This is a genomic window from thiotrophic endosymbiont of Bathymodiolus puteoserpentis (Logatchev) (genome assembly GCF_900127505.1).
Taxonomy (GTDB): domain Bacteria; phylum Pseudomonadota; class Gammaproteobacteria; order PS1; family Pseudothioglobaceae; genus Thiodubiliella.
On record NZ_UEXF01000043.1, the window covers coordinates 33,762 to 37,834 of the forward strand.

6 protein-coding genes and 1 pseudogene are annotated in these 4,073 nt (G+C 33.9%); all 7 read left to right on the forward strand.

Annotated features, from left to right (window positions below; genetic code table 11):
• Positions 1–83 precede the first annotated feature (83 nt).
• Positions 84–926 (forward strand): polyphosphate kinase 2, encoded by an 843-nt coding sequence (gene ppk2, locus BHECKSOX2_RS06470; RefSeq protein WP_090715161.1) that lies wholly within the window; start codon positions 84–86, stop codon positions 924–926.
• The gene (locus tag BHECKSOX2_RS06475; RefSeq protein WP_180323696.1) at positions 904–1,332 is read left to right on the forward strand and encodes an NUDIX domain-containing protein; all 429 of its coding nucleotides are present in this window, start codon (positions 904–906) and stop codon (positions 1,330–1,332) included. The genes ppk2 and BHECKSOX2_RS06475 overlap by 23 nt, the downstream gene beginning before the upstream one ends.
• Before the next feature lie 140 nt (positions 1,333–1,472).
• Positions 1,473–2,033, forward strand: a complete 561-nt coding sequence (gene nadD, locus BHECKSOX2_RS06480) for a nicotinate (nicotinamide) nucleotide adenylyltransferase (protein ID WP_139682944.1) — start codon at positions 1,473–1,475, stop codon at positions 2,031–2,033.
• A complete protein-coding gene (gene rsfS / locus BHECKSOX2_RS06485; RefSeq protein ID WP_090715152.1) occupies positions 2,030–2,359 on the forward strand; it encodes a ribosome silencing factor in 330 nt (109 codons plus the stop codon). The genes nadD and rsfS overlap by 4 nt, the downstream gene beginning before the upstream one ends.
• Positions 2,338–2,823, forward strand: coding sequence for a 23S rRNA (pseudouridine(1915)-N(3))-methyltransferase RlmH (rlmH, locus tag BHECKSOX2_RS06490; RefSeq protein WP_245391344.1), 486 nt, complete (start codon positions 2,338–2,340; stop codon positions 2,821–2,823). The genes rsfS and rlmH overlap by 22 nt, the downstream gene beginning before the upstream one ends.
• A gap of 41 nt (positions 2,824–2,864) precedes the next feature.
• The gene (locus BHECKSOX2_RS06495; protein ID WP_090715146.1) at positions 2,865–3,524 is read left to right on the forward strand and encodes a glutathione S-transferase family protein; all 660 of its coding nucleotides are present in this window, start codon (positions 2,865–2,867) and stop codon (positions 3,522–3,524) included.
• Between the two features lie 16 nt (positions 3,525–3,540).
• Positions 3,541–4,073: pseudogene (locus BHECKSOX2_RS06500) on the forward strand (MMPL family transporter); the annotation flags it as partial.

The window sequence follows — 4,073 nt, forward strand, 5'->3', positions numbered from 1 at the left end:
ATTAAAACCAAGCGTATAGCTACTGACCCTAATATAGTGATTCGTTATAATCGCTCTATACTTGCAGATTAACTTAGAAAGCCATGAATACAATTAAATTAGAAAATAAAATAATTAAAACTAAATATAACTCTTTTGATGAGTTAAATGAAGATGACTTAAAACTATTAAATAGTAAAAAAGGCGTTAAATATTTAATAAAGCAAGATGAAATAAATATGAGTGCTATCAATAAAGTTTTAAGACAAATACATTATGAATTGCAACTATCAGAATTACAAGTAGAATTAATTAAACTGCAAAAAGATGTCATTAAAAAAGGCAAACGAATGGTTATTTTATTTGAAGGTCGTGATACAGCAGGTAAAGGTGGGGCTATTCGTCGTTTTATGGAGCATATAAATCCAAGACATGCTACAGAGATAGCCCTACCCAAACCAACAGAAGGTGAAAAAAAATCTTGGTATCTTCAAAGATACATTAAGAATTTACCAGAACCAGGGAATATAGTATTTTTTAACCGTAGTTGGTACAATCGTGCAATAGTTGAGCCTGTCAATGGTTTTTGCACAAACGCAGAGTATGAAAAATTTATGCAAGAAGTAATAGACTTTGAAAATATGTTGATAAAAGATGACATTCATTTGATTAAATTTTATTTTTCCATTTCTAAATCAGAGCAACAAGAACGCCTTGAATTGATAAAAAATAATCCTCTGAAGCTATGGAAAGTATCTAATGTGGACAAAAGAGCTATTGAACTTTGGGATAAATATTCTGAATATAAAAATAAAATGTTTGAACAAACAGCAACTAAAAATAATCCATGGGTAATATTAAACTCTAACTCAAAGATGTCGGCTAGAATTAATGCTATTAATTATGTATTATCTAAAACAGATTATGATAAAAATCAAGACAGTTAAGTGCTCTGGCGGTTTGGTGATCTGCAAAGGCTTGGTTTTATTAATATATAAAAATGGTCGATGGGATTTACCTAAAGGTGGCATACAAGATAATTATACAAAAAAAGATAACGCCCTTAAAGAGGTTTCCGAAGAAACTGGATTGGATAAAAAAAAATTAAGTATAAAGCAAATTCTACCCAGTACTTATTATCATAAAAAGACATTATCTCAAAAATATATAAAAAAAATATATTGGTATGAAATGTCGTATGAAGGTAATTTAGCAGATACAACACCACAAATAAAAGAAGATATTTATGGTTGTGTTTGGTTTACACCAAAACAATTGTTGACCCAATTAGAAAACACCAAAGAACAAATAAGATATGTTATAGATTTTTGGCTTCAAGATCAAAAAGAATGAAAACAACTATTTGAGACCTTTACATAAATTAGAAATAATCATCAAAAACCCACTTTTCGCCCACTTGAAAAATTTTAAATCCAGCCTTAGCCCTAAATGTATATACTATCATTTTTAAGCAACTAATGGAATCCATATAAATGTCCGCAATCGGTTTTTTTGGCGGGTCATTTGACCCAGTACATTACGGACATTTAAAAACGGCTTGTGCGGTTAAAAAATTGTTAAGATTAGAGCAACTTTTTTTAATGCCTTGTAAAGCGCCTGTGCATAAAAACGCCTTGCAGTTTTCTAACCAGCAACGCCTTGATATGCTAAATTTGGCAATCACTGAGTTTGATGCGCTACAACTTGATTGCCGTGAAATTGACCGACAAAGTGCGTCCTATACCATTGACACACTCAAACAAATTAAAATAGATTACCCAAACAAAAAGATTTTTTTAATTATGGGCGAGGACAGTTTTAACACATTGTCAACTTGGAAAAGTGCTCAGCAATTTAGCCATTATGTACAATTGGTGGTATTGCCCAGATTATCTGAGGCACAGGGATCAGTCTCTCACACGGGATGGCAGTATTTTGCCAAAACGCCGTTAGTTAATATTTCATCAACACAAATTAGAAGTAAAATACACAATCAGGAAAATTTATCAGGTTTATTGCCTGAAAGCATTATTAAATATATTGAGACCTTATGAATTTAACACAACAACTAAAAGCAGTTACCGACATTATTGACGAACTTAAGGGAGAAAATGTGGTTACGCTCAAAGTTTTGCAACAAAGTGCAGACATTGAGGCAATTGTCATTGCCACAGGTCGATCCACACAACATGTGCGAGGTATTGCCAATAATATCAAAATCGAGGCAAAGCGTTTAGGGATGAAAGTTGTGGGCATTGAGGGTGCAGAAACAGGGCATTGGATGTTGATTGATTTGGCGGAAGTAGTGGTGCATGTGATGACTGAAAAAACCAGGGAGTTTTATAAGTTAGAAAAATTATGGTCGGGAACGAACGAGTGAAAATTAACTTAATTGCTATTGGTAAAAAGATGCCTGATTGGATACAAACAGGGGTAACACATTATCAAAAACAATTACCCCGTGAACTCAACTTTACTTTAACCACGCCAGAAGCACAAAAACGCAAGGGGAAAAATATTGAACAAATCAAAGAACTTGAAGGTGAACTACTGATAAAGGCCAGCGCCAGTGCAAATTTAATCGTTGCCTTTGACGAACACGGCAAGCAACACAGCACTAAAGAAATCGCCAAGGCAATGAAAGATTGGCAACAAAATGGTGACAGTGTGGCGTTGTTAATTGGTGGCGCTGATGGTTTAAGCAATACCATTAAGCAACAAGCTCACCAATTATGGGGATTGTCAAACCTAACTTTACCCCATTCAATGGCACGATTATTAGCAGTAGAGCAAATCTATCGCGCCCATTCGTTATTAACCAATCATCCTTACCATCGAGAATAACCTGAGGAAGGCCTTGCCTTCCTCACTACAAGGAGAGAAAAATGAAATTAGAACTGATTAGCTTCAAACTTTGTCCATTTGCACAACGGGCACTCATATCGTTAAATGTACAAAAAATTGACTTTAAAATGACTTACATTAACCCCATGGATCCACCCGATTGGTTTAAAGAAATCTCCCCCACTGGACAAGTGCCATTACTTAAAGTTGACGATCAAGTTATTTTTGAATCCTTAGTCATCACTGAATTTATCGAAGAAATAAGTGCGTGTAGTTTCCATCCAAAAGAGGTGGTTCAAAGAGCAAATAATCGATCTTGGATTATATATTCTGGAGAAATTCTAGGAGATATATTCGGCATAATCACAGGTGAGGAAGCAAAATTTCACACTTCAAAAAAAGCATTATTTGACAAATTAACCAAAATTGAAGCCATAAAAAACCAAGAAAAATTCTTCAATGGCGAGGAATTCAATATGATTGACGCTGCTTTTGCACCCATTTTTATGCGTTTGTCTTGGATTAATGAATTTACCAATAACGCCTTATCTATCACAGAATTTAAACATTTAAGTGCTTGGAGTAAGGCAATTTTGGCACTCGATGTGGTTAAAAACTCTATGGCTGATGGGCTGGATGATGTCTATTACTCAAATATTGAAGCACGCGAAGGCTATCTTTCAACCTTATTAATTGATTAACACGGATATTAAAATAATGAATTGGCGATTAAAAACAGAGCAAAAATTTGAACAATTAGCAGATTTTATTTTTGATAATAGCAAAAAAACCATTCTTACAGTTTTGCTTATAGTAGTGGGGCTCGGCTTTAATTTACCCAACCTCAAAATGGACACTTCAACCGAGGGGTTTTTACATAAAACTGACGAGTTACGCATTAAATACGATGAATTTCGTGATCAATTCGGCAGAGATGAAAAAATTTTAATTGCCGTTGAAACCAAAGATATTTTTGATTTTGATTTTCTTAAAAAACTGGCAAAACTACACCAAGAATTAGAGAATAACTTACCCTATATTGAACAAGTTAATTCTTTGATAAACGCCAGAAACACCCTTGGCACATCGGATAGTCTAATTGTTGAAGATTTATTTGATGGCTATAAAATTGACAAAGCCACTCTAAATAATAAAAAACAACTGGCAAACGCCAACCCCTTATTAAAAGATTTGATGTTTAATGGTGACAAAACTTTCACCAACATTATTATTGACACACAAACTTACTC

Excerpts from the sequence above, each read along its gene's own strand:
- rsfS (WP_090715152.1), top strand. The coding sequence starts at position 2,030 with ATGAATTTAACACAACAACTAAAAGCAGTTACCGACATTATTGACGAA.
- BHECKSOX2_RS06475 (WP_180323696.1), top strand. The coding sequence starts at position 904 with ATGATAAAAATCAAGACAGTTAAGTGCTCTGGCGGTTTGGTGATCTGC.
- rlmH (WP_245391344.1), top strand. The coding sequence starts at position 2,338 with ATGGTCGGGAACGAACGAGTGAAAATTAACTTAATTGCTATTGGTAAA.
- ppk2 (WP_090715161.1), top strand. The coding sequence starts at position 84 with ATGAATACAATTAAATTAGAAAATAAAATAATTAAAACTAAATATAAC.
- BHECKSOX2_RS06495 (WP_090715146.1), top strand. The coding sequence starts at position 2,865 with ATGAAATTAGAACTGATTAGCTTCAAACTTTGTCCATTTGCACAACGG.
- nadD (WP_139682944.1), top strand. The coding sequence starts at position 1,473 with ATGTCCGCAATCGGTTTTTTTGGCGGGTCATTTGACCCAGTACATTAC.